Raw genomic sequence first — 23038 nt, forward strand, 5'->3', positions numbered from 1 at the left:
GGCAACCGAGGCGACCAAGTCGGCCGAGGCGGCCAGGCCGACCCGGGCAACCAAGGCAACCAGGACAACCAAGGCAACCAGGTCTATGCGGCCTCCGGAGCCCCAATGCCATTATGAGCGGTAACAGGTGGTACCGCGAGCGCGATAGGCGCAGCTGCCCCGCAGGCGGCACGTGCTGCACCCGGGACGATCGTTGGCGCTTGCCGGCTCGCCCTCGAAAAGCCCCACGAACGCCGTGACGCTTTTCGAGGGAAGCAGCAGGTGCGCGGGTGTGACGGTGACGCCCAGTAGCCGTCCGGCGTTGCAGGTGGCAACGATGCTGTCCTGCGCCTCAAGCGGGCAATCCCCGTAGCCGGCTGAGAAGCGCCAGTTGCGAGAGAGTCCCAGCTTTTGGGCATCGTCGCTCACGGCGGCGTCCATCTGGTCAAGCGCCGCCTCCACGTAGGCCGAGCAGGCGGCGTCGTATACCGCCGACTCCAGCGGACGCCGGCTGCCAAGAAGCCGCAGCGCGCGCTCGCTTGCCATGCCGAGCGTGCAGACCAGCAGCATGCAGCAGCAGGCTCCGCGCAGGTGGCGATACGCGTCGCGCCCGCGCAGCTCGACGGTGGTTCCTGCCAGGCGCACGCAGGGCAGACCGTCCTCGTCGGTACCGGTGGCGTCGACGGGGAAGGCCTGGCGGACGCCGGAAGGAAGAAGCGTCTCCTCGACCTGGCAAATCACGTGCTCGATGCGTTCGGCGAGGTCAGGCTTGAGCTCCTGCCCGGCATATCCCAGGTAGCGCAGCACCTCGGCGCGGTCTATCTGCGGGCGCTCGCTCGACTGAGGCCGATACAGCCCAGGCGTGCGCAGGCTGTCCCAAATGGCGCCTGTCCCTTGGGGCATCATGCGCTCCGGAGCGCGCTCATGGCCGCGCGGGCCACCGAGGGGCGGTTCATGGCGTAGACGTGCAAGCCATCGACGCCGTGTGCGGCCAGGTCCTCAAGCTGACGGCACGCGTAGTCGATGCCGGCTGCCCTCAGGCTCTCGGGGTCGTCTTCGTACTTTGCCAGCAGCTTGATCACAGGGGAGGGTAGCGACGCTCCGCAGGTAAAGACCATGCGCGTGATCTGCTGCTTGCTCATAAACGGCATGATGCCAACGGTGATGGGTACCGTGATGCCCGCCACGCGTGCCATGTCCAAGAAGCGATAGATGTATTCGTTGTCGAAGCACAGCTGCGTAACAAGGAAACTCGCCCCTGCATCCTGCTTCTGTTTGAGATGCTCTACAGAGAGATTCAGGTCTTCACACGTCAGATGTCCCTCGGGATATGCCGCTCCGCCTACGCAAAAGCCGGCGTCCACCAGCTCGGGCACAAGATCTTTTGCATAGGGGAAGGCGATGTCCCCTGCCTCCGCCTCGCTCATGCCGGCGGGCAGGTCGCCGCGCAGCGCCAGCACGTTTTCAATCCCTGCAGCGCGGAACTCGTCGATCTTCTCGCGCAGGCCATCGCGTGTCAGCGAGATGCAGGTGAGGTGCGCTACCGATGCCACGCCAAGCTCGTGCGAGATCATGGAGGCGATGCTTGCGGTCGCGCCCGAGTTGCCCGATCCGCCGGCCGAGTAGGTCACGCTTATAAAGTCGGGCCCCAGCTGCGCCAACTCACCCGCGATGTCGCGCGCCTGCTCGAGTGTGAGCTCGCCTTTCGGGGGAAACATCTCAAACGAGACGGGTTGTTCGTTTGCTTGTCGGGCGTTGCGAAAAATATCGTCGACGCGCATGGCGTTCACCTTTCTAGATCACAGCGGGGAGCCGCCCGTATGGCGGGTCAGAAAATCCCTGCAAGATACGCGAATTGTCTCTAGGCATGATACAGAATGGCTACGGTCCTGTTACACTTGCTTCTCGAAATGGTATCGAGCCGGCAATCCTCTGTTAATTTGGGCGAAACACGATGTGACTAACCTGCTTGATGTCCAATACGACCCGCCGGGCGCCTCCGGTGTGTAGAGAAGGGAATTCCGCATGGCGAATCTTACCGACCGATTCGGGACCCTGGTGTTCTCAGAGAGCGTGATGAAGGAGTACCTTCCCAAGGAAGTGTACAAGCGCCTGTTCGCCACCATCGATGAGGGTGAGCCGCTCGACCTCGACGTCGCAAACGCGGTTGCCCACGCCATGAAGACTTGGGCGATCGAGCACGGTGCGACGCATTACGCGCACTGGTTCCAGCCCCTGTCGGGCATCACGTCCGAGAAGCATGACAGCTTCCTGGAGCCCGTTGGTGACGGCACCGCCATCACCAAGTTCACCGGCAAGGCCCTCATCCAGGGCGAGCCCGACGCCTCGAGCTTCCCCAACGGCGGCCTGCGCGCCACCTTCGAGGCCCGCGGCTACACCGCTTGGGATCCCACGAGCCCGGCGTTCATCAAGGACGAGGTGCTCTGCATCCCCACCGCATTCTGCGGCTACAACGGCGAGGCGCTCGACAAGAAGACCCCGCTGCTGCGCTCCATGAAGGTGCTCGACACGCAGGCTAAGCGTGTGTTGGCACTCTTCGGCAAGACGCCCAAGCGCGTGGTTCCGAGCATCGGCCTTGAGCAGGAGTACTTCCTGATCAAGAAGGACGCCTACCGCAAGCGTCGCGACCTGGTCATCACCGGCCGCACCCTCTTCGGCGCTCCCCCCTGCAAGGGCCAGGAGCTCGAGGAGCACTACTTCGGCGCCATTCGCCCCAGCGTCTCCAAGTACATGAAGGCGCTCGACGACGAGCTGTGGGCGCTTGGCATTCCCGCCAAGACCAAGCACAACGAGGTCGCTCCTTGCCAGCATGAGCTCGCGCCCGTCTACACCGAGCTCAACGAGGGCATCGATAACAACATGCTCGTCATGGAGAAGATGAAGCTCGTCGCCACGAACTTCGACCTTACCTGCCTGCTGCACGAGAAGCCGTTCGAGGGCATCAACGGCTCCGGCAAGCACAACAACTGGTCGCTGGGTACCGAGGACGAGAACCTGCTCGATCCGGGCGATACCCCGCTCGAGAACCTGCAGTTCGTGGTCTTCCTGACCGCCGTCATCGAGGCTGTCGACAAGTATCAGGACCTGCTGCGTATGTCCGTGGCGAGCTGCGGCAACGATCACCGTCTGGGCGCTAACGAGGCGCCTCCGGCGATCATCTCCATCTTCCTGGGCGACCAGCTTACCGAGGTTGTTCAGAAGATCATGGACGGCAAGGCTTCTGTCCACGCCACCCACGGCGTGCTCGACCTGGGCGCCGACGTGCTGCCCAACCTGGAGCAGGACAACACCGACCGCAACCGCACCTCTCCGTTCGCTTTCACCGGCAACAAGTTCGAGTTCCGTGCCGTCGGTTCCGAGGCCAACCCGAGCGACCCCAACCTGGTGCTCGACACCGCCGTCGCCGAGGCGCTCAAGGAGTTCGCTGACGCGCTTGAGGGCACGCCCGCCGATGACTTCGCCAGCGCTGCGCTCGAGTACTGCAAGAAGACGCTCAACGAGCATCGTCGCATCCTGTTCTCGGGTGACGGCTACTCCGACGAGTGGCAGGAGGAGGCTGCTCGCCGCGGCCTCGACAACCTGCGCACCGCGGCCGACGCGCTGCCCGCCATGGTCGCGCCGAAGAACCTCGAGCTCTGGACCAGCATGGGCGTCCTTACCGAGACCGAGGCGTTCAGCCGCTACGAGGTGAAGCTTGAGAAGTACAACAAGCTCATGAACATCGAGGCCACCACGATGATTCGTGAGGCGCGCCGCACCTATCGTCCGGCGATTACCGCCTACGCCACGAAGGTCGCCAAGGGCCTGGAGATCATCCACAGCGCCGGTGCCGACGCCGCCATGGATTGCGAGAAGAACACGCTCAACAAGCTGTGCCGCGGCATCACCGACATCAACGAGGGCATCAAGGCGCTCGATGCGGTGCACCAGAAGGCCGAGGGCATTGTCGACGCGCAGGAGCAGGCCAACTGCTACGCGCATGAGGTGAGCCCTGCCATGGAGACGCTGCGTGCCGCCGTCGACGCCATGGAAGAGATCGTCGCCGCCGACTACTGGCCGGTGCCGACTTACGACGACATCCTGTTCTACGTGTAGCGTGAGCGCCTGACCAGGCATACATAGCAGTAGATGCGAGGCCCCGTCCCCGTTTTCGCCACGACCGGTTCCCGTGTGGACGGTCGAGGCGGAAGGGGGCGGGGCCTCTTGCTGTGTGGATTCGTTTGCTGGGGGTTGTGGCAGCGGGGGAGTAAGGCGGCTGCGGTGGCGGGGGGTGAGACGGGCTGTGTCGCGGTGAGAGGGTGTCGCCGGGCGGGGTTGCTGCCAGTGGGCATCGTCTGGCGGAGCCGCCGCCAGTGGGTATTGCTGGGGCGGGACCGCCGTCTCGTCGTGCGTGTCTGCACGTAACCGCCAGGCGAGGGCCTGCTCCACCGCCCCGCACCCTCGCGTTGTGCGGCAAATCACACGCACAGATTCTGTTCTGCGGCAATTCGCACGCTCGGGGCCCCTATTTGAGGGGTCGAGCGTGTGGATTGCCACAATTCCGGGCCCCGTCGCCGGCCGAGCGTGTGGATCGCCGCAGAACACAAGGGTGCCGCCCAGGCAGTTGGTGGGGCGGCACCCCTTTTTCATGGCTGCGATACGCAATCGGCGTCTGTCGGCCGTTCCGACGGGGCACGGGACGCGTCGAGCGATGCTTCGCCGCCGACACCTTCAAATACATAGACGAGGTTGACGTCGAGTCCTTGGGCAATCTTGTCGATGGTGCCGAGGGTTGGTGCCCTGAGGCCTCTTTCCACATTTGACAGAAATGTTTTATCAACACTAATGACCAGGGGCGAACTGCCGAAGCGACAGACCCCGTTGTTGTCTCAAAGCTCGAACACGCGAGCCGAATTGTTTCCTCACCTCGTTTGACATGGACAAACGTCTAACCCTCGTCGGATTGGTCGCTCTTTCGCGCGCTGCGCAGATGCATGTATACCGTATTGCGCGATATGTCCAGCTGCTGGGCAACAATAACGACTGCGTCTTTGAAACGGAACACTCCTTGCCGGTTCAGACGATTGACGATTTCCTTATTGCGGTTAGAGGGCAGTACGGCATCGTCGTCGAACACGGCCGAGCGGGTGCGCTCTACCATGGAGGCAATGAGCTCGTCGGCATTTGAGGCAAAGTTTTCTTCTAGTTGACGCTTGGGAGCGGCATCGGGCAACGCTTGCTCGGAAGCTGGCACAAGTTCATGCACCAAATCGATAACAGGTGTATTGAGATAGCGATTGATGCAGAGCAGCCCGATGATACGACCTTCTTCGCCGCGCACGGGAATCGTGGTCGACTTAAGCGGATCACCTGCACGATTGGTGCTGAAATAGGGTGTTGCGGGCTCGCCCTTGGATAGATGGTCGAGCATTTCAAGTGCACGGTCGGTGATGGGCGCGCCGATGGCGCGTCCAGTATGTTCGCCATTCACGATGGCGACGACTGAATGCTCGAAATCGTCCAGGGAATGTAGGACGATCTCATAGCTGCGTCCCAGATATCCGGCAAGGTCATAGACAACGTTGACGTAGGAAGCCAGAATCAGCTCGTCGGTTTTCGACAGGCTCACGGTCGCCTCCGTTCTGCGGGATATGTGCGAAGTGCGTCGGCCATGCGTGTGAGGGCGTCCTCGACGTGTTCGTCACTGCGATAGACTCCCAGCACGACACGGAGATGACCTTCTCCTCCCGGGCCATAGTTGGCTCCATCGTTGACTGAGACACCGGTATGCTCAACCAGGTACGCTACGATATCGCTCGAATCCCCGAGGTCCGACACATCAATCCAGCCAAGGAATCCCGACTGAGGCATGTCCATATGTACACCTGGCACGGAGTTCAAAATCCGGCATGCAATATGACGACGTCGATCGTAGGCGGCCTCGAACTCTTTCATGAATTCGGGATGTTCGAGCGCGGCAAGCACGGCCGCCTGCGCCGACGTAGACGTGGCTCCAATAACGGCGACCGCATTGGCGTACAGCGCGTCCATGATGTGATCATCGCAGACGATGTAACCAACTCGTAGCCCCGAAAGTCCCATGCCCTTCGAAAATGAAAACACCGTGACGGTGCGCTCGAACATACCGGGAAGGCTTGCAGGGGTGACCATCTCGTTGTCGAATGTGAAGTCCTCAAACGCCTGATCGACCACCAGAATGAGATCATGGCGGCATACGAACTGGGCAAGCTGTTCAAGTGCGTTCCGGCTGTAGACCGTAGTCGTGGGATTGTTGGGATGCGTGAGCACTACGGCCTTCGTGCGCGGGGTGGTTTTTTGCTCCAAGGCATCAATGTCCAGTTCGTAGCCACGGGCGGGGTCCAGCTCGACCGGTACAGGCATGCCGCCCATAATGCGTACGTCCAACGTGTTGTTGGGATAGCTGGGTGACGGGATGAGCACCTCGTCACCTGGATTGACAAAGGGAAGGAGAGCGAAATAGAGGCCCGAGTCCGATCCTGGTGTAATAAGGATGTTTCGCTGAGGGTCTACCTCTAGCCCGTTGATGCGTGAGAGCTTGCGGGCGATAGCTCGTTTGAGACTCGGATTACCGATGGGGGCCGTATAGTGAGGCGCGCTTTCTGCACGTACGGCATCAAGCCATGCGTTCTCGACGACGGGAGGCATCGAGCGATCAGGCATAAAAGGGTCCGCCCAACCCATGAGCGCTACGCCATTCTCAGCCAGCGTTTGATACGAGTCGCCAACATCGGCTTTCTCGACCGATGAAAACAAGCCGCCTTCGGCAGAGGCAAAGGCGGGCGTCATCTTACTGCGGACGTCCCACACGGGGCAGCCACCTCCTTGTATGAACGCGCGTTCTGAGCGCTTCTCTATACCTTATCCGAACGGATGCACCGTGGACAATTATCGGCCGTGTTGCGCGTGGTTTTGTAAATCACTGAACAATATTTCATTCTCATTACCTATATAGGAGATGTCTAGATACGTTGTGAGTGGCAGTATAGTACTCACAACATCGTAAAATGCCTTGTCTTTTAGGCCGAATGGCATGAGACACAAAGGGGCTGCGAGGAGCCGATAGGAGGCAAACGAATGAAATTCAATTCAGTTGAGCACCATTCGAACGAAGCGGACGGCACAGGACGCATCCACGGGTTCGCTCCACTTTCTCGTCGCGGCTTTCTTGGCGGAGTCGCTGGTGTCGGTGTGTTGAGCCTGCTCGGTGGTTGTTCCAACGGAGCTGGAGGTACGGGCAGTACGGGAGCCGCTTCCGATGAAAGTAGCGGCTCGATTTTGGCGTATTACATTAGCAATCCGACTGCCATTGACCCGTATAACTGCCAGGAGACGATGGGTAGTCAGGTGGTAAGCCAGCTGTTCGACGGCCTTATGATCTATGACTTCCAAAACGATGAACTCGTATGTACGGCCTGTGAGTCGTATGAGATGAACGACGACGCCACCGTGTTTACCTTTCATCTGCGGGAAGGCATGACGTTCCACAACGGCGACACGGTAGATGCCCAGTCGTTCAAGCGTGCGTTCGAGCGCATCGTCGATCCCAGCACGAACGACAGTCCCTCGGCCATTTCGTACCATCTTGAGCCGGTCCAAGGCTATGACGAGCTGCTGTCTGGAGACGCGGACGAGCTTTCTGGCGTTACCTGCCCCGACGAGCTCACGTTGGTCATTTCCCTTAAATACAGCTATGCAGACTTTCCGTATGTGTTGACTCACCCGGCACTGGTGCCAGTGCCGCAGGCGGCGCTCGACGACCCTGCAAGCTATCTGTTGGCGCCCATTGGCAACGGTCCGTTCCAGATGGAAGGCCAGTGGGAAGACGGCCAGATGATTTCGGTGAGGAAATTTGACGACTACTACGGTACGCCTAGCTCTATTGATGGAGTCGACTTCTCCATCAGGAGGGATGTCGGGTCTGCCTACATGGAGTTCCAGGCGGGTACGCTCGATTTCTGCCAGGTCCCGAACGCTCAGTATGAGGATGCCACGCAGCAATATGGCATCTCCAATGATGGTTACACTGCCACTCCGGGCAACCAGGTGCTCAACGGATCTGAACTTTCTACGTACTATCTCATCATTAACAACACGCAGCCGCCGTTCGACGATGTGAATCTGCGCCGCGCGGTCTCGCTTGCCATCAATCGCGAGGCCATCTGCGAGACGGTGTTCAACGGAAACCGCACACCCGCCGATGGATTTGTGGCGCCCATGGTCGACGGTTATCAGGAAGGATCCTGGGAGTACTGCAAGTATGATCCCGATCAGGCGCGCGAGATTCTCGACCAGTATTATCCCGCGGACGCCGACGGTAATCGTGGCATTACGCTTCAGCTGAGCTACGACCTGAACGGTGACCATGCCGATATCATGGATGTGGTTATGAGCTCGCTCAACGAGGTTGGCATTCAGGTCACTGCCGATACGGGCGAGTGGGCCAATATCGTCGCTCGTGTTCATGACCTGGATTACCAGTTCTGCCGCATGGGATGGTCTGCCGACTATCCTACGCTCGATAACTTCCTGTATCCGCTCTTCTGCTCCAGCAGCCCCGACGATGCGAGCGGATACAAGAACGATGAAGTCGATGCTGCTATCGCTGAGGCGCGTGCAACCGTAGACCACGACGAGCGCATAGCAAAGTTCCAGGCGGTCGACAAGATGATCGGTGAAGATTGCCCGGTCGTCCCGCTGTTCTACTATCAGCACAACTACGTCGTTGCCGAGCGCGTAGACGAGCTGTATCTGTCTCCCGGGATCATCCCCTCGCTTGATGCCGTAAAGATGGGATAGTAACTCCAACGAGAAGTGCGACGTCGTTGTTGTATGCAGCGGCGTCGCACTGCATGTAGTAGCGTGGCGACATAGAGGAAAGGATGGGCTGTGGAGGTTCTCAGCGTTCGTGAACAGTATCAGGTCATGGAAGAATCGTTGCGAGAGCGGCTTGACCAGTTGGTTCCGCAAGCCATGCGAGAGCATGAAGTCGACCTGTGGGTGGTTGCTTGTCGCGAATATAACGAGGACCCGGTTTTTCGGGCGCTGTTCCCACCGGCGTACCCAACGGCCCGTCGGCTTACCATGGTCGCCTTTGCTGCTGATGGACGACGTTGGTCGCTCTCTATGCCCGACGAAGGACTTGAGCCGTATTACACACAGTATTGGCGTGTGCGCGAAGAAGACCAAATGTCTGCTCTCAACCGCCTGTGCGCAGAGCTGGAGCCGACAACCATTGCGTTGAATGTGTCTAAAACGACTTCCTTTGCCGACGGGATGACTACAGGTGTCTTCCACATGATGCAGGAGGGCGTGTCGGAGCAATGGGTGAAGCGCATGCGTTCCGTCGATGACCTTGTTGTTGATGTGATGGGCCGACGGACGCCTACCGAGCGTCGCGTGTATCCCCATGTTCTCGATGCCGCCTTTTCTGTAATCGATGCCATGTATACGCCCGAAGTGGTAAAGCCTGGTGTCACCACCTGCGCCGACCTTGAATGGTTTATGCGCCAACGAGTGCGCGACATGGGTCTTGGCTATTGGTTTGAACCAACGATGGACCTTCAGCGTCGTGGTACCGGTGAGAGCCGCTCGTACGGAACCATCGAGGCGGGCGATCTTATTCATTGTGATTTTGGCATTCGATACCTGGGTGTTTGCACGGATACGCAGCGGCTGGCATATGTGGCGCTTCCTGGAGAGGACGGGCTGCCGGATGATTATGCGCGCGGCATGAAGACCAACAATCGTTTCCAAGATATCGTGCGCGAAAACATGGTGCCTGGTCGGACGGGCAACGAGGTCTTTACATCGTCGATTGGACAGGCGAAGGCCGAGGGTATTCAGGCAATGCTTTATTCGCACCCGTGCAACCTCTATGGACATGGTCCCGGACCGACGATTGGCCTCTACAGCAATCAGGCAGAGATTCCTGTGCAGGGCGACTTCAAGCTTGCGTGTAACACCACGTTTGCACTTGAGCTCAATACCACGTCGAAGTCTGCCAACGGTGAGGAGACGGTGTTCTACACCGAAGAAACGGTCTATCTCGACGAGGACGGCGTGAGATTCCTGCATCCTGGCCGCGAGACGATTACCGTGATTCATTAGTGTCACGACAAGTACATCCTGCCATGCGTGTCTGCACGTAACCGCCAGGCGAGGGCCTGCTCCACCACCCCGTGTCCTCGCGTTGTGCGGCAAATCACACGCACTGGTTCTATCCTGCGGCAATCCGCACGCTCGGGGCCCCTATTTGAGGGGTCGAGCGTGTGGATTGCCGCAATTCCGAGCACCGACGCCTGTCGAGCGTGTGGATCGCCGCAGAACACAAGGGTGCCGCCCAGGAAGCAGGAGGGGCGGCACCCTTTTTCATGGCCGCGATACGCAGTCGGCGTCTGCCGGCCGCTCCGACAGCGCACGGGACGCGTCAGGAGGCACACCGCCGCCGACACCTTCAAATATATAGACGAGGTCGACGCCGAGGTCCCGTCCCCGCCCCTCCATTCATCGTTCAAATCCAACCGTTCGCAAAATAAAGATTGCAACTTGAGGCATGAATCCCGTCCATTACGCCTCGATTGTTTCCCACGCGTTGCCCGATGATTGCGGCTTTGGGACGGGTCCGTTTCAAAATCCGGGTCGTTCGTTTCCGGTCGGTTGCCGTTCTGTATTCTCACCACATCGTTCTTTACCTGCAACATTGCGTTTCTACTCTAGGGAACGTGCGCGCGGCCAAGCGTGACCGAAGGTCTGGACAGCCAGCGTTGAGGCACGTCTCAGGATCTACGGTTCCGCGGACGCACGGAAAAGCCGTAGCCGCAAAGCCGGCAACGGTCCGCGTCCGACAACGCCCGCACGCACGACGGACAGCCTCCAGGAGGCTTGAGTTCGACACGACGAAAAGCAGGGGAGATGTGTATGGGGCTTAGGAATGGATGGGAGCCACAGGACGCCCTCGCGCGTGCCTGTCTTACGCGGCGAACGTTTCTTGGCGCCGCTGCCGGAGCATTCGGTCTGGCATCGGTCGGACTTTCGGGATGTGCGCAGAGCGCGCTCGCCGAGGCCATGTCGGGTTCGGGATCGGGTACAAGCGGCGCAGCGCAGGCGACGGCCGATGTGACCGCCTCCACCGTCAAGGTGGGCGTCATGCACTCGCTGTCGGGCACCATGGCTATGAGCGAGACCTCGGTGCGCGACGCGGAGCTGCTCGCAATCGAAGAGGTCAACGCGGCGGGCGGCGTTTTGGGCCGCCAGATCGAGCCGGTCGTGGAAGACGGTGCATCGGACAACGCCACCTTCGCCGAGAAGGCCGAGATGCTCCTCATGAGCGACCACGTGGCGGCGGTCTTCGGCTGCTGGACCAGCGCATCGCGCAAGGCGGTGCTTCCGATCTTTGAGAAGTACAACGGCCTTCTGTGGTATCCGGTGCAGTACGAGGGCATGGAGTCCTCGCCGAACATCTTCTACGTGGGCGCGGCTCCAAACCAGCAGATTGTCCCCGCCGTGGACTATCTCGCTGAGCGCTTCGGCAAGCGCATCTTTTTGGTGGGCTCCGACTACGTGTTCCCGCGCACCGCGAATACCGTCATCAAGGCGCAGGCGGCTGCCAAGGGCTACGAGATCGTGGGCGAGGAGTACACCCCCATGGGCCACACGGACTACGCCACGGTCATCAACAAGATCCGCGCGGCCGAGCCGGACTTCGTGTTCAACACGCTCAACGGCGACTCCAACGTCTCGTTCTTCAAGCAGCTCCGCGACTCCGGCATCAGCTCGGACGACCTCATGACCTGCTCGGTTTCGGTGGCCGAGGAGGAGGTTGCCGGCATCGGCGCGAGCTACCTCGAGGGGCACATGACGTCGTGGAACTACTACGAGACCACCGACACCCCCGAGAACGACCGTTTCGTCGCCGCCTACAAAGAGCGCTACGGCGCCGACCGCGTGACGGACGACCCCATCGAGGCCGGGTACTGCGCCGTTCATCTGTGGGCGGCTGCCTGCGAGAAGGCCGGGAGCTTCGATGTCGACGCCGTGCGTGCTGCCGCGGGCGGCGTGACGTTCCAGGCGCCCGAGGGCCTCATGACCATCGACGGCGACAACCAGCATATGTACAAGACGGTCCGCATTGGTCGCGTCAACGCCGACGGCCTCATCGACGAGGTCTGGGCAAGCGACGAGCCCATCAAGCCCGACCCGTACCTCAAGGGGTACGACTGGGCGTCCAACCTTTCGTAAAGGAGACCGGCTATGGTAGAAACCCTCATCATGCAGGCCTTCAACGGCATCAGCCTCAGCTCGATCCTGTTTTTGGCAGCGATCGGCCTGGCGGTGACCTTTGGCCTCATGCATGTCATCAATATGGCGCACGGCGAGTTCATCATGATCGGCGCCTACACCGCCTATGTGGTCCAAAACGTCTTCTCTGGCTTTGGAGACCTGTTTGGACTCTATGTGCCGGTGGCGCTCATCCTGTCGTTTGTTGTGGCCGCGCTCATCGGAGCGGTGGTGGAGCGGCTCATCGTGTGCAGGCTCTATGGCCGCGTTGCCGACAGCCTGCTTGTCACCTGGGGCCTCTCGCTGGTGCTGCAGCAGCTCGCGCGCAACCTCTTCGGTTCGGCGAACGTGGGCGTCGAGGTGCCGTCCTATCTTGCGGGAAGCCTCGAGATCGGCGGTGTGGCGCTGCCCTACACGCGCATCTGGATCCTGGTCATCGCGCTGCTCTGCCTGCTCGCGGTGTATCTCTTCATGTTCCGCACGCGCTTTGGCCGCACGGTGCGCGCCGTCATGCAGAACCGTCCCATGGCCGCGGCGCTCGGCGTCAACACGCGCCGCGTCGATGCGGTGACCTTCGCGCTCGGCTCGGGCCTGGCGGGCCTTGCCGGCTGCACGCTCACCTGGATCGGCCTCGTGGGCTCCGGCCTCGGTCAGAACTACATCACCCAGGCCTTCATGACCGTCGTCGTGGGCGGCGTGGGCTCGGTCTTCGGCTCGGTCTTCGGTGCCGGGTTCATCGGCGTGGGCCAGGCGATCTTCGAGTTCCTCACCGATGCATCCCTTGGCCAGGCGCTTATCTTCCTTGCGGTCATTGTGCTGCTGCAGTTCCGTCCCAAGGGCATCTTCTCGGTGAGCAGCCGCTCGCTCGAGGATGAATAGGAGGCTCCCATGGCTCGTAGTGAAATCACCAAGACGCAGCGGGGGCGCCTGATCCTTGCAGCCGTCATCTTTGTCATCCTGGCCATCGTGCCGGCGGTGCTCCCCATGTTTCGAACCACCCTTATCGCGCGCTTCATGTGCTACGCCATCGTGGCGCTCGGCCTCGACATGATTTGGGGCTACACGGGCATCATGAGCCTGGGCCACGGCGTGTACTTTGGCCTGGGCGCATACTGCATGGCCATGTACCTCAAGCTCGCGGCCTCCGGCGGCGGCCTGCCCGACTTCATGCAGTGGTCCGGCTTTGACGCGCTGCCTGCCTGGTGGGCGCCGTTTGCAAACCCGGCGTTCGCGTTTGCCATGGTGATCATCGTGCCCGTCGTCGTGTCGGTGGTGATCGGCCTGCTCACCTTCCTGCACAACATCAAGGGCGTCTACTTCTCAATCCTCTCCCAGGCGCTCGCCCTCATCATGAGCGTGCTTCTGGTGGGAAGCCAGCAGTACACGGGCGGCTCCAACGGCCTGACCGACTTCGACACCATCCTGGGCGCCTCGCTTTCGAGCCCGGTGACCGAGGTCGTGCTGTACTACGTGACCCTTGTCGTGCTCATCGCTGTCTTCGCACTTTGCTTCTTCTTGGTGAGCCGCCGCATCGGCAAGATTTTCATGGCGATTCGCGACTCCGAGAACCGCGTGCGCTTCACCGGCTATAACACCGCCATCTTCAAGGTCTTCGTCTATGCGCTCTCAGCTGCGGTGGCGGGTATCGCCGGCGCGCTCTATGTGAGCCAGGTGGGCATCATCACCCCCACCGACGTGGGCGTGGCGCCCTCGATCGAGATGATCGTGTGGGTGGCCATCGGCGGCCGCGGCACGCTCGTCGGCGCCATGCTGGGCGCGCTGCTTACCAGCGGCGTCGAGACCATCGCCTCTGAGACCTTCCCCGACCTGTGGAACTACGTGCTGGGCCTGGTGTGCATCGTCGTGGTGCTGTTCCTTCCCGGCGGCCTCATGGATCTGCCGAAGGTGCCCGCACGCATTCGCGCATGGTGGGCGCGCAAGCGCGGCATCCAGGAGCCTGCGTTGGACGTTTCTGCTGGTGAAGGACCTGATGTGAAGGGAGACCTGGCATGAGAATGCACGTTATGGATGCGCCGGCGACGTTGGTGGCGGCAATGGACGCGGCCATAGAGGCGCCGGTGCCGCCCAAGGTGAGCGTGTCCGAGCCGACCTCCAGCGCGACGTCCTCGGTCGACGTTGCCGGCGAGCGCACGGCAGCCGATTCCAAAAAGCCGCCGCTTCTTTCCATCGAGGACGTGAGCGTCACGTTTGGCGGCTTCCACGCCATCAGCCACGTGTCCACGACGGTGGGCGAGAACGAGATCCGATTCTTCATCGGGCCCAACGGCGCCGGGAAGACCACCATCCTGGACGCCATCTGCGGCAAGAACCACGTCTCCGACGGGCGCATCGTCTTCAAGGGTCGCTACGATTTGGCTCGCATGAAGGACTACAAGATCGCCAACCTCGGCGTCAGCCGCAAGTTCCAGGCCCCGAGCGTGTTCCCGGGCATCACCATCCTGGAGAACATGGAGCTCGCCGCTGCCAACAGGCACAGCCTTTACTCCACGACCTTTTTGAACCTCAAGCCCGAGCAGCGTGACTACATTCGCTACATCCTCGACTTCGTGGGTCTCTATGACATGCGTTTCGATTATCCGACGCGCCTGTCGCACGGCCAGAAGCAGTGGCTGGAGATTGGCATGCTCCTCACGCAGCGCCCCGAGTTGCTGCTGCTTGACGAGCCGGTCGCAGGCATGAGCCGCCGCGAGACCGAGCACACCGCCGAGCTTTTGCAGCGCATCAAGCGGGAGTGCTCGGTCATCGTGGTGGAGCACGACATGCAGTTTGCCAAGGACGTCTCGGACGACGTGACGGTGTTTCACGAGGGCAAGGTGCTCGCCGAGGGCACCATGGACGAGGTGTCGAAAAACCAGACGGTGATCGATGTGTATCTGGGACGAGGGGGCGATGCGTAGTGGCGCTCGAAATCTGTGACCTGACGGCGACCTATGGCGAGGGCACGGTGCTTCACGGTGTGTCCCTTACGGCCAAGCCCGGAATGGTGACGGCGCTGGTGGGGCGCAACGGCGCCGGCAAGACCACCACGCTCAAGGCCCTCATGGGTCTGGTGACTTCGCCAAGCGGCACGGTGTCGCTTGACGGGAAGGACCTCACGAAGCTTCCGGCATACGAGCGCGCCCGCGCGGGCATCGGCTACGTGCCGCAGGGACGCGAGATCTTCCCGCAGCTCACCGTGAAGGAGAACCTCGAGCTGGGTATGGAGGCGAACCCCGAGGTCCGCTCCATTCCCGAGGACATCTTCGAGACCTTCCCGGTGCTGAAGGAGTTTTTGGGCCGGCGCGGCGGCGACCTGTCCGGCGGCCAGCAACAGCAGCTTGCCATCGCCCGCGCGTTGGTGGCAAAGCCGCGGGTCCTGGTGCTCGACGAGCCCACCGAGGGCATCCAGCCGTCCGTCATCCAGGAGATCGGCCGCGTCATCACGCGGCTCAAGCAAAACGTGGCGGTGCTGCTGGTAGAGCAGTACCTGGAGTTTGCCCTCGACATCGCCGACGACGTTTATGTGATCGAGAAGGGCGAGATCGTGCAGCACGGGAAGCCCGGCGAGCTCGACGAGGAGAAGCTCAAGGAGACCATGTCGCTCTAGCCGGCATGGCGGGGCCCCGGGGTGCTGCTGGGGCAAAGATACGTCACACGAGAGGAGATGCGCATGCATCTGACCGAGAAGGACCAGGAGAAGCTGCTGCTACATGTGGCCGGCGAGCTTGCGCGCGAGCGCCGGGCGCGCGGGGTGAAGCTCAACTATCCGGAGGCGGTGGCCTACATCAGCTCAGAGCTCATGGAGCGTGCGCGCGACGGCGTGGACGTGGCCGAGCTCATGAGTGCGGGGCGCGAGATCCTCACGCGTGACGACGTGATGGAAGGCGTGCCCGAGATGGTGCGCGAGGTGCAGGTCGAGGCCACGTTTCCCGACGGCACCAAGCTGGTAACCGTGCACGAGCCCATTCGTTAGGAGGTTGCCGTGAAGGTAGGAGAGACCATATGTGCCCCCGGCGAGATCGAGCTGAACGAGGGGCGTGAGACGCGAGAGCTCACCGTGACCAATCGGGGCGACCGCCCGGTCCAGGTGGGGTCACATGTCCATTTCTTCGAGGTGAACCGCTGCCTGGACTTCGACCGGGCGTCGGCCTATGGATACCGGCTCGACGTGCCGTCGGGCACTTCCATGCGCTTCGAGTCGGGGGAGACGTATCGCGTGCGCCTGACCCAGATCGGCGGGGCACGCCGCGTCTTTGGCCTGAACGGCCTCACGCAGGGCTCGCTCGACGAGGTCGGCTCCCTTGACCGGGCGCTGGGCCGTGCCGAGGAGCGCGGGTTTTTGACCTATGAGGAAGGCGTCGCCGTGGGATTTGACGGCAAGCGCTACACGCTGGGCGGCTCCGGCGTGTCGACAGGACGGGAGGCGTGAGCATGGCGACGCGAATAAGCCGCGAGACCTATGCCTCGATGTACGGCCCCACGGTGGGCGACAAGGTGCGGCTTGCCGATACCGACTTGGTGATCGAGGTCGAGCGCGACCTGACGGTCTACGGAGACGAGGCCAAGTTCGGCGGCGGCAAGACGCTGCGCGACGGCATGGGCCAGTCGGTGAACACCACGTCTGCAGACGGTGACTTGGACCTTGTCATCACCAACGCGCTCATCCTCGACTACACCGGCATCTACAAGGCGGACATCGGCGTCAAGGACGGCCGCATCGTCGGCATCGGGCACGCGGGCAACCCCGACGTCATGGACGGGGTCACACCGGGTATGACGGTGGGCGCCTCGACCGAGGCGCTTGCCGGCGAGGGCCTTATCGTGACGGCCGGCGGCGTGGACACCCATATCCACTTCATCTCGCCCACACAGATCGGTTGCGCGCTCATGAGCGGCGTCACCACCATGATCGGCGGCGGAACAGGCCCTGCCGACGGCACCAACGCCGTCACCTCCACGCCGGGCCCCTGGAACATCGAGATGATGCTGCGCGCCGCCGAGGCCTATCCGGTGAACCTGGGCTTTCTGGGCAAGGGCAACTGCTCGGCCGTGCCTCCGCTCGCCGAGCAGATCGAGGCCGGCGCCATCGGTCTCAAGGTGCACGAGGACTGGGGAGCCACCCCTGCGGCGATCGACTGCGCCCTGCGCGTCGCCGACGAGTACGACGTACAGGTGGCCATCCATACCGACACGCTCAACGAATGCGGCTGCGTGGAGGACACCGTGGCCGCCATCGGTGGGCGCACCATCCACACCTACCACACCGAGGGCGCGGGCGGCGGCCATGCGCCGGACATCATGCGCATCGCGGGCGAGCCCAACGTCCTGCCGAGCTCCACGAACCCCACGATGCCCTTTACGGTGAACACCCTCGACGAGCACCTGGACATGCTCATGGTGTGCCATCACCTGGACAGCCGCATTCCCGAAGACGTGGCGTTCGCCGACAGCCGCATCCGTCCCGAGACCATCGCGGCCGAGGACGTCATGCACGACCTGGGCGTGTTCTCCATGATGAGTTCGGACTCGCAGGCCATGGGGCGCGTGGGCGAGGTTATTACCCGCACCTGGCAGACCGCGTCCAAGATGCGTACCCAGCGCGGCCCGCTGCCCGAGGACGAGGGCCGCGGCAACGACAACTTCCGCGCCCGCCGCTATGTGGCGAAGTACACCATCAACCCGGCGATCACGCACGGCGTCGCGCACCAGGTGGGATCGGTCGAGGTGGGCAAGCTCGCCGATCTGGTGCTGTGGGATCCGCGCTTCTTTGGCGTGGTACCCGAGATCGTGGTGAAGGGCGGCATGATCTGCGCGGCGCGCATGGGAGACGCGAACGCGTCGATCCCCACCACGCAGCCGGTCATGATGCGCACGATGTTTGGCGCGGACGGGCTCGCTCGGGCGCAGAGCTGCATCACGTTTGTCTCGCGCGCGGCGCTCGACGCCGGTGTGCGCGACCGGCTTGGCCTGGCGCGTCGCGTGGAGGCTGTGGAGGGCTGCCGTGGCATCGGCAAGGCCGACATGCGCCTCAACGATCGCACGCCTGCGATTTCGGTCGATCCCGAGACGTACGAGGTGCGTGTCGACGGCGAGGTCATTACCTGCGAGCCTGCGGACCGCTTGCCGCTCGCACAGCTGTATCACCTGTTTTAGTGAAAGGACGGAGGACTGCGATGCTCTGCGAGAAGATCATCGGCTCCCTAAACGACGGGGTCACCCACGCTGCGCTTGCGGCGCAGATGGGCGCCTATACCGTGGAGGAAGTTCCCTTCGCGTGGTTCGAGACGCATCGGCGCATCAATCGCAAGACGGGTGAGAACGGCACGGAAGTCGGTATTCGTCTGGACGACGAGGCGGCGCGGCGCGGCATTCACGACGGAGACGTGCTAGGCGTGAACGTGGCTCGCTGCCATGTGCTGGTGGCGCATGTCGAGTCGGCATCGGCTATCGTGGCCGAGGTTGCGCCCGGCGATGTGACGGCCGCCGCGCGCCTGGCATGGACGGTGGGCAACACGCACACACCGCTCTTTGCCGGCGACGGCGAGGGGTCCTTCCTGGTTCCGTGGTCCGAGCCGCTCAAGGTGGCCTTGGAGCAGCTGCCAGGCGTGCAGGTGCACGAGCGCGACGTTCTGCTGGATTCCGCGCGTCAGCTGTCGACGGGCGGCGGACACGGACACGGCCATGCTCACGCTCACGGCCACGTTCATGGTCATGGCGACGCTCATGCCCACGAGCACGGCGAGGACGTTCCGGTGCCTGCCGAGGTTGCGCAGTGACGGCGGACCTCCTGCTTATGCAGGTGACCGACTCGACCTTTCCCATCGGCGCCTACGCACATTCCTTTGGGCTTGAGACCTACGTGACATGCGGCGTGGTCGCCGACGAGTCCTCTGCGGAGCGGTATGTGCGCCGTCAGCTTGCAGGGCCCCTCACCTATACGGAGCTTCTGGGGATGCGGCTGGCCTTCGAACGCGCCGGCAACAGCGATGTGCCCGGCGTGCTTGGGCTCGAGGCGACGATTGCCGCCCACCGTGTTCCGTGCGAGCTGCGGGAGGCCTCGCAGCGTCTTGCGGCGCGTTTCTGCCGCATGGTGCCCGAGCTGTTGGGTGAGTCTGCGGCCAAGCGCTTCGCCCGCTATGCGGACGCCGGCGGGGTGCATGCCGTCAACGTTGCCTATGGCGTGTTCGCCCAGGTCGCAGGCATACCGCTGGAAGATCTGCTGCGACGCTACCTCTATACGCAGGTATCGGCTATGGTGACTACCTGCGTCAAGGCGGTGCCGCTCAGCCAGACCGCGGGCCAGCGGATACTGCGGCAAAGCTATGAGTCCCAGCAGGATGCCGTCGCGCGGGCGCTTGCCGCCTCTGAGGGCGACCTTTGCCGGTCGTTTCCCGGTTTTGACATTCGATCCATCGAGCACGAGACGCTCTACACGCGTCTCTATATGAGTTGATGATAGGAGCCAGCCATGGCATACGTTCGCATTGGTGTCGCGGGCCCGGTGGGGTCGGGCAAGACCGCGCTTATCGAGGCGCTTACCCGCCGCATGGCCTCTCGGTACAGTATCGGTGTGGTCACCAACGACATCTATACCAAGGAGGACGCCGAGTTTCTTGCTAAGAATTCGGTGCTCCCGCTCGACCGCATCGTGGGCGTGGAAACCGGCGGCTGCCCGCATACGGCGATCCGCGAGGACGCCAGCATGAATCTCGAGGCTGTCGAGCACATGGTGGCACAGCATCCCGATATCCAGATCATGTTCATCGAGAGCGGTGGCGACAACCTGTCGGCAACCTTTTCTCCCGAGCTGGCCGACGCGACGATCTTTGTGATTGACGTGTCTGAGGGCGATAAGATTCCGCGCAAGGGTGGCCCGGGTATCACGCGGAGCGACCTTCTGGTGATCAACAAGATCGACCTCGCGCCGTACGTTGGGGCGAGCCTTGAGGTGATGGACCGCGACTCCCGCAGGATGCGCGGCGAGCGTCCCTTCGTCTTCACGAACATCCGCGCCGGCGAGGGCGTCGACGAGATTGAGCAATGGATTCGGTGCAACGTGCTGCTTGAAGGGCTTGACGCATGAGCACGGCGGCGCGTAACCGCTACGGTCGCATCTCCCGGCTTGAGCTTACGGCAGAACGTTCGGGCGACCGGACCGTGCTGTGCCGCGCCTACGCCACCTCGCCGTTTCGCATTATGAAGCCGTTCGGCGGCGATGCTGCGGAGGGGCGGGATGTGCGTGTGGGTCAGGATGACGCCGCCGCCGTGGCGGGCCTGGACGCGCTTGCGGGCCGGGGTGACGCGCCGGCTGCCGGGCAGGACGCGCTTGCGGGCCGGGACAGCGCTGCGATGGAGCGCGCAGGACAGGGCACCGACGACCCCTCCTTCTTGCAGGTCATGGCCATGAGCTCGTCTGCCGGACTCCTCGCCGGAGACGAACAGCGGCTGAGCATCGAGGTGGGCCGCGACGCGGCGCTTTCAGTCGAAACGCAGGCCTTCGAGCGGGTGCATCGCATGGAAGAGGGCTGCGCGCGCCGATCGGTGGCGATTGCTGTCGACCATGGGGCGCGTCTGCGTTTCATGCAGCAGCCGGTAGTTCCCTATGCCGACTCGTGCTTCGTGGGAACAACGAACATCGCCCTTCAGGACGCGACCTCGGCCATAGCCTTTGGCGAGGTGCTTTGCTGCGGGCGTGTTGCACGGGGTGAGCGCTTCGCCTTCACGCGGTTCGAGAATCGTATCTCCCTGTGCGTGGGAAAGACGCCGATCTATGCCGACACCACGGTGCTCGACCCGCGAGATGGCCTGGAAGATCTGGGCATGTTTGAGGGATTCACCCATTTGGGAACGCTGGTGGTCATAGCTCCCTGGCTTACTGATACTGCCTTTGAGGAGGTTCGTGAACATCTTGCCCTGCTCTGCGGGGAGGGGAGCGCGCCCGGTGGATTGCGTAGCAGGCGTGAGGCCTCCAGCGGAGAGGAGCCCGCGTACAGGCCCCGCTTTCTGGGCGGCGTGACGCATCTGGGCACCGTCGAGGGAGCTACCGGATGGGCGGTCAAGCTGTTTGGCATGCAAGCGCCCGAGCTTCAAACGGTGTTGGATGGCGTCGCGGCCCAGTGTGGCTTTGCCGACGGCTTTCGTCGGATCGGTTCGAGTTCGGTCGGCGTGTAGTAGCGTTGGCGCATGGTGGCAGGTCGATATGGCCATAAGGGGCGGCGATGCCCAGGTAAGCGTCGGATCTTTGCGGACGGTGGCGCGTTACGGTTGCCGGGGTTGTTCTGGCACACTTCGTGGATGCGCAAGAAAGTCTCGCACAACAGATGAACTCTGGTATACTCTGTGAGCACTGTCCCCATCGTCTAGCGGTCTAGGACGTCGCCCTTTCAAGGCGAAGATCGCGGGTTCGAACCCCGCTGGGGGCACCACGCGAACACAGTGCGAACCCACCGCCGGGTTCGCACTTTTTTTGTGCCTCGAGCGCGAAGCGTATTTCCGCCAGATCTCCAACCTCGTCGCGGAAGTTGAAGCGCAGAAGAACGCAGTCCTCGAACAGGTAAGCCTCCCTGACAACGGCGCCAAATATCACGTCCTCGTCCGTCCGGTCGAACCCGTGCATCATGAACCCCACGATGTCATCCTCCGTGACCTCGCAAATCTGGCTCGCGAGGATTCCCCGGCGGTTGTGCAGGTTCTTCAGCTGTAGCTTTATCTCCTCGTTCCTGGAAACCATCTCGTCGTTCACGAAGCCCCTCATCGCAGCACTGGTGAGGTTGTGCTGCTCGCGCTCAAGCGCCGCGATCTGCTCCTCGACGGCATCCATCTCAGCCTGCTCCTCGCCGGGCTGCGCGTAGGCCTCGATGATGCGGTGGGCCATCATGCGCATCTTCTCCTCGTCCGAACATACCTCCAGAACGGCCTCGGCTATGGAGTCCTCCACAAGTTCCCTGCGCACCCACGGGCGCCCGCAGCCCCCGTTCTCCTTGCACGCGTAGTAGTGGTAGCGCTTGCCCTTCTTCCCAGTCCCTGCGGTGCCGTGCATGGGCATCCCGCAGAACCCGCAGTAGAGCTTGCCCGTGAGTCTGTAAACGTCCCAGTTCTCGTTGGCCCTGCGCTTCTTGGGGACAACGGCCTGTGACTTCGCGAACGTTGCCTTGTCCACGATCTGCGGCATGCCGCCTTCGACCTCTATCCCGCCCCACGAGTAAAGTCCGGTGTAGGCTCGCTTGTTCAGGATGCGCCACGCCCAGTTGTAGTCCACCGGGCGTCCGGTCGTGGTTGTCCAGCCCCTCTGGGCCATCTCTCGGGCTATGGAGTTGACGCTGTGGCCATGGATGTGCATCTGGAACATCTCGCGCACGCAGGCGGCCTCTGCGTCGTTTATAACGTACCTTCTGGTGTCCGGGTCGGTGTCGTACCCGAAGATGCGGTAGCCGTTGTTCTGGGCCTTCAGGGCGTTGCCCTCCATGCCCCTACGTACCTTGCGCGCCAAGTCCCTCACGTAGTACTCGCTCAGCAGTTCGAGCATACCCTCCTGCAACCCGCCCTCGGGGGTGTCCTCGACCTTCTCCGAGGCCGAGAGGACGCGCACGCCGCACTCGCGGAGCATCTTCTTGTAGGTCGCGGAGTCGTACCTGTCTCGGGAGAACCTGTCGAACATGTAGACAACGACGTAATCGCTCTCCGGCGCGTTGGCTATCATGCGCCGGAACTCAGGCCTGTGGTCGGTCTTCCCGGAGAGCGC

Annotated in this window: 19 protein-coding genes and 1 tRNA gene; 16 read left to right on the top strand and 4 right to left on the bottom strand. The window is 62.3% G+C overall.

Going from position 1 to position 23038, the window contains the following annotated elements; genetic code table 11:
- Positions 1 to 111: 111 nt before the first annotated feature.
- Both B5F33_RS00725 and B5F33_RS00730 read right to left on the bottom strand, forming a co-directional pair.
- Positions 112 to 885, bottom strand: a complete 774-nt coding sequence (locus tag B5F33_RS00725; protein ID WP_087409878.1) for a hypothetical protein — start codon at positions 883 to 885, stop codon at positions 112 to 114.
- On the bottom strand, positions 882 to 1760 hold the full coding sequence (locus B5F33_RS00730) for a methylenetetrahydrofolate reductase (RefSeq protein WP_087409879.1): 879 nt from the start codon (positions 1758 to 1760) through the stop codon (positions 882 to 884). The genes B5F33_RS00725 and B5F33_RS00730 overlap by 4 nt, the downstream gene beginning before the upstream one ends.
- Positions 1761 to 2004: 244 nt before the next feature.
- On the opposite strand from B5F33_RS00730, the gene B5F33_RS00735 reads away from it, so the two are divergent.
- Positions 2005 to 4095, top strand: coding sequence for a glutamine synthetase III (locus B5F33_RS00735; protein ID WP_087409880.1), 2091 nt, complete (start codon positions 2005 to 2007; stop codon positions 4093 to 4095).
- Positions 4096 to 4927: 832 nt separating this feature from the next.
- On the opposite strand, the gene B5F33_RS00745 is transcribed toward B5F33_RS00735, so the two are convergent.
- Positions 4928 to 5608, bottom strand: a complete 681-nt coding sequence (locus B5F33_RS00745) for a PAS domain-containing protein (protein ID WP_204214318.1) — start codon at positions 5606 to 5608, stop codon at positions 4928 to 4930.
- Positions 5605 to 6828, bottom strand: a complete 1224-nt coding sequence (locus B5F33_RS00750; protein WP_239284641.1) for a pyridoxal phosphate-dependent aminotransferase — start codon at positions 6826 to 6828, stop codon at positions 5605 to 5607. The genes B5F33_RS00745 and B5F33_RS00750 overlap by 4 nt, the downstream gene beginning before the upstream one ends.
- A gap of 267 nt (positions 6829 to 7095) precedes the next feature.
- Here B5F33_RS00750 and B5F33_RS00755 point away from each other — a divergent pair, with 267 nt between their 5' ends.
- The 15 genes from B5F33_RS00755 to B5F33_RS00825 all read left to right on the top strand — a co-directional run bounded on the left by B5F33_RS00755 (position 7096) and on the right by B5F33_RS00825 (position 21722).
- The gene (locus B5F33_RS00755; RefSeq protein WP_087409884.1) at positions 7096 to 8817 is read left to right on the top strand and encodes an ABC transporter substrate-binding protein; all 1722 of its coding nucleotides are present in this window, start codon (positions 7096 to 7098) and stop codon (positions 8815 to 8817) included.
- A gap of 90 nt (positions 8818 to 8907) precedes the next feature.
- A complete protein-coding gene (locus B5F33_RS00760) occupies positions 8908 to 10128 on the top strand; it encodes a M24 family metallopeptidase (protein WP_204214320.1) in 1221 nt (406 codons plus the stop codon).
- Between the two features lie 810 nt (positions 10129 to 10938).
- Positions 10939 to 12258, top strand: coding sequence for an urea ABC transporter substrate-binding protein (gene urtA / locus B5F33_RS00765; protein ID WP_087410107.1), 1320 nt, complete (start codon positions 10939 to 10941; stop codon positions 12256 to 12258).
- 12 nt (positions 12259 to 12270) lie between these two features.
- Positions 12271 to 13176 carry an urea ABC transporter permease subunit UrtB gene (gene urtB / locus B5F33_RS00770; protein WP_087409885.1) on the top strand — a complete coding sequence of 302 codons (906 nt, stop codon included), beginning with the start codon at positions 12271 to 12273 and terminating at the stop codon, positions 13174 to 13176.
- 9 nt (positions 13177 to 13185) lie between these two features.
- Entirely contained in the window at positions 13186 to 14310 is a 1125-nt protein-coding gene (gene urtC / locus B5F33_RS00775) for an urea ABC transporter permease subunit UrtC (protein WP_087409886.1), read from the top strand.
- Positions 14307 to 15215 (top strand): urea ABC transporter ATP-binding protein UrtD, encoded by a 909-nt coding sequence (gene urtD / locus B5F33_RS00780; RefSeq protein WP_204214321.1) that lies wholly within the window; start codon positions 14307 to 14309, stop codon positions 15213 to 15215. Before urtC ends, urtD begins: the two co-directional genes overlap by 4 nt.
- Positions 15215 to 15904 (top strand): urea ABC transporter ATP-binding subunit UrtE, encoded by a 690-nt coding sequence (gene urtE, locus B5F33_RS00785; protein ID WP_087409887.1) that lies wholly within the window; start codon positions 15215 to 15217, stop codon positions 15902 to 15904. The genes urtD and urtE overlap by 1 nt, the downstream gene beginning before the upstream one ends.
- 63 nt (positions 15905 to 15967) lie before the next feature.
- Complete coding sequence (gene ureA, locus B5F33_RS00790) at positions 15968 to 16270, top strand: urease subunit gamma (RefSeq protein ID WP_087409888.1); 303 nt, start codon at positions 15968 to 15970, stop codon at positions 16268 to 16270.
- Between the two features lie 9 nt (positions 16271 to 16279).
- The gene (locus B5F33_RS00795) at positions 16280 to 16726 is read left to right on the top strand and encodes an urease subunit beta (RefSeq protein ID WP_087409889.1); all 447 of its coding nucleotides are present in this window, start codon (positions 16280 to 16282) and stop codon (positions 16724 to 16726) included.
- 2 nt (positions 16727 to 16728) lie between these two features.
- Positions 16729 to 18450 (top strand): urease subunit alpha, encoded by a 1722-nt coding sequence (gene ureC, locus B5F33_RS00800; RefSeq protein ID WP_087410109.1) that lies wholly within the window; start codon positions 16729 to 16731, stop codon positions 18448 to 18450.
- A gap of 20 nt (positions 18451 to 18470) precedes the next feature.
- Entirely contained in the window at positions 18471 to 19073 is a 603-nt protein-coding gene (locus tag B5F33_RS00805) for a hypothetical protein (RefSeq protein WP_087409890.1), read from the top strand.
- Positions 19070 to 19750 carry an urease accessory protein UreF gene (locus B5F33_RS00810; protein WP_087409891.1) on the top strand — a complete coding sequence of 227 codons (681 nt, stop codon included), beginning with the start codon at positions 19070 to 19072 and terminating at the stop codon, positions 19748 to 19750. Before B5F33_RS00805 ends, B5F33_RS00810 begins: the two co-directional genes overlap by 4 nt.
- A gap of 15 nt (positions 19751 to 19765) precedes the next feature.
- Positions 19766 to 20380, top strand: coding sequence for an urease accessory protein UreG (gene ureG / locus B5F33_RS00815; RefSeq protein WP_087409892.1), 615 nt, complete (start codon positions 19766 to 19768; stop codon positions 20378 to 20380).
- The gene (locus B5F33_RS00820; protein WP_087409893.1) at positions 20377 to 21468 is read left to right on the top strand and encodes an urease accessory protein UreD; all 1092 of its coding nucleotides are present in this window, start codon (positions 20377 to 20379) and stop codon (positions 21466 to 21468) included. The genes ureG and B5F33_RS00820 overlap by 4 nt, the downstream gene beginning before the upstream one ends.
- 177 nt (positions 21469 to 21645) lie before the next feature.
- Positions 21646 to 21722, top strand: a tRNA-Glu gene (locus tag B5F33_RS00825).
- The last annotated feature ends 1316 nt before the right edge of the window (positions 21723 to 23038 follow it).

This window comes from Collinsella sp. An2 (assembly GCF_002160065.1).
Taxonomy (GTDB): domain Bacteria; phylum Actinomycetota; class Coriobacteriia; order Coriobacteriales; family Coriobacteriaceae; genus Limicola.